General features: G+C 74.2%; 2 protein-coding genes and 1 pseudogene. All 3 read right to left on the bottom strand.

The window, feature by feature from the left end:
* Positions 1-867 (bottom strand): HlyD family efflux transporter periplasmic adaptor subunit (locus tag J5F18_RS16955; RefSeq protein ID WP_346299711.1); only part of this gene is annotated, 867 nt, incomplete at its 3' end.
* A gap of 107 nt (positions 868-974) precedes the next feature.
* Positions 975-1,901, bottom strand: coding sequence for a lysine exporter LysO family protein (locus J5F18_RS16950; protein WP_346299710.1), 927 nt, complete (start codon positions 1,899-1,901; stop codon positions 975-977).
* Between the two features lie 180 nt (positions 1,902-2,081).
* A pseudogene (locus J5F18_RS16945) lies at positions 2,082-2,498 on the bottom strand (hypothetical protein); the annotation flags it as partial.

The following is a 2,498-nucleotide window of genomic DNA, read 5'->3' as shown; positions in this document are numbered from 1 at the left end:
CAGGCCGTTCTCCTCCAGGGCTGGCAGCACCGAGAGCAGCTCGCCCTCGCGCTCGCCGCCGGCGGGCCAGCCGCGGCTGGTGAGGGTCACGGCGCTGCCCGGTGCCTCGTCGCTGGCGGGGGTGAGCCAGGCCAGCGCCTCCCCCGGCAGCGACGCCTGGACCCAGAAGCGCGATACATCCACCAGATGCAGAAGCTCGGTGCCGCTGCCCACCTCGCTGCCCTCGCCGACCAGGCGGGCCTGGACCATGCCCGGCCAGGGGGCGACGAGGGTCGCTCGCTCGAGATCCAGGCGGGCACGGTCGCGGGCGGCCCGGGCCCGCGCCACCTCGGCTTCGGCGCTGCGCAGCTGGGGCTCGCGCAGCACCAGGGCGCGTCGCTCCGGGGGCAGCTCGCGGCCGAAGCTCTGGTACTCGGCCTGGGCCCGCTGCTGCTCGCCGCGCTCCATGGCCAGCGCCGCCTCGGCCTGGGCCAGGCTCGCCTCGGCCTCGCGCAGGGCAAGGGCCAGGTCGGCTTCATCCAGCCGGGCCAGGGGGGCGCCGTCCGCCACCAGCCGGCCGGGCAGCACCCCGGGGGCGAAGGCCTCCAGGCGCCCCGCCACCCGGCTGGCCAGCCGCGACTCGCGTTCGGCCACCACGCGGCCGAAGCCGTGCAGCGCCGGCGCGGCGGCGCGCGGCGCCACGCTCACGGTCTCCACCAGCGGCGGCACGGGGGCCGGCGGCGGGCGACGCTCCACCCGCGGCGGCTGGCTCATCAGCCACCCGGCCAGGGCGAGCCCGCCGGCCAGCACCAGCAGGGCGACCAGGGCGCCGAGGCGCAGGCGGCCGCGCTGGCGAGGCGGAGAGGGCAGGGGAGGGGGGCGGCGCATGGTCGACTCGGGCAGGAGAGCGGAGCGGAGAGCATCGCCTGGGGCGATGCAGCCAATGGTCACGAAATGTGCAAGCGGCATGCAAGCCGCCGGCGCCCGACTCCCCCTCACAGGGAGAGGAAGAACAGGATCAGCGGCGGCGAGAGCAGCGAGAGGATGAAGCCGGAGACCACCGCCACCGGCACGCAGGTCACGCCGCCGTGCTGCTGGATCACCGGCAGGGTGAAGTCCATGGAGGTGGCGCCGCCATAGCCGATGGCCAGCGCCGCGTGGCGGCGGATCACCAGGGGGATCAGCACGAAGGCGGCAAGCTCCCGGGCCAGGTCGTTGAAGAAGGCCACCCCGCCCAGCGCCGGCCCCAGGGCGTCGCCGACGAGGATGCCGGAGAGGGAGTACCAGCCGAAGCCGGCGGCCAGCGCCAGCCCCTCGCTGGCCCGCAGGTCGAGCAGCGGCGCGGCGAGCAGCCCGCCGGCCAGGGAGGTGGCTGCCAGCACCAGGGCGATGGCCAGGCCGTGGCGGTTGAGCAGGATCTGGCGCAGCGGCATGCCGGAGTTGCGCAGCTGGCAGCCGATCAGCGCCAGCAGGACGTAGAGCGCCCACTCGGCGAGGGTCTCGGCGCCAGCGTGGAACCCCCGCAGCGTCAGGGCCTTGCCGGTCAGTCCCAGCGCCACGCCCAGCGCCACCGCCGCGACCAGGGCCAGTGAGCCGGCCATGGCGGCCAGCTTGCTCAGCGGGGCGCCCGGTACCACCCGGCTGGGGTCGGCGGTGAGGCCGAGGCGGTTCGACAGCCACCAGAGCCCGGCCAGGTTGCAGGCGCCGATCACCGCGAACAGGGTCAGCGCCTGGCCCCCCATGCGCGACAGCTGGCTGGCCAGGTCGTCGAGGCCGGCCAGGCTGACCCCCATCAGCAGCAGGATGACATAGACCGAGGCGTTCACCCCGCGGTTGATCAGCGCCATCGCGCCGGCGTGACGCACCGGCACCAGGTAGCCCAGCGCCAGCGGCAGCAGCACGATGACGAGCCCGCTCAGCATGGAGAGTCCCTTCCCTTGCGGCGTCGCCGGTACGGCGACGGAAAACCCACCACTCTAGCAGCCCGACGGCCGGAAGGGAGGCCTCGGCGCGATCCCCGGCTCAGTCGAGCAGCGAGAGCTCGATGGGGGAAATCTCGAGACGTATCCTGCGCTCGCCGTCGCTGAAGTACGTCGTGGGCATCAATCGTCGATGGAGAGGTGGGTCAGAGAAAGGCGGCTGCGGCGCTCGCCGTCGCGGTGGTACTCCACGGCCAGCATCAGCCCGGGCAGCTCGGGATGGAGGCGAAACAGCAGGCGGCGCTCCGGCCGGTCCGGTTCGGTGACCTCCACCACCAGCGCCTCGAAGTCGCCGGCGGGCAGGGTCAGGGTCTCGGTCCCGATTACCCGGTACTCCTTGCGCTCCTCGCGGCCGCGGTGGTCCTGGTAGCGGATAGGGCAGGCCTCGCTGCAGTCGCCGTTCAGCGCGCGGCGGGAGAATTCGAAGAGCGCCGCCTGGCGGTCGGGGAGGGCGTCGAGCTCATCGGGCGGAAGCCGGTAGTCGCCGCCCAGTCCCAGCAGGGAGTAGCCGCTGGTGTACTGCAGCGAGCGCACGCCCTC

It is taken from the genome of Halomonas sp. BM-2019, from assembly GCF_017584085.1.
Note: the sequence above shows the minus strand (reverse complement) of the source record. Positions and strands in the feature narration are given on the sequence as shown.

Coding starts and splice junctions, on each gene's coding strand:
- J5F18_RS16950 (WP_346299710.1), bottom strand. CDS start 1,901: ATGCTGAGCGGGCTCGTCATCGTGCTGCTGCCGCTGGCGCTGGGCTAC.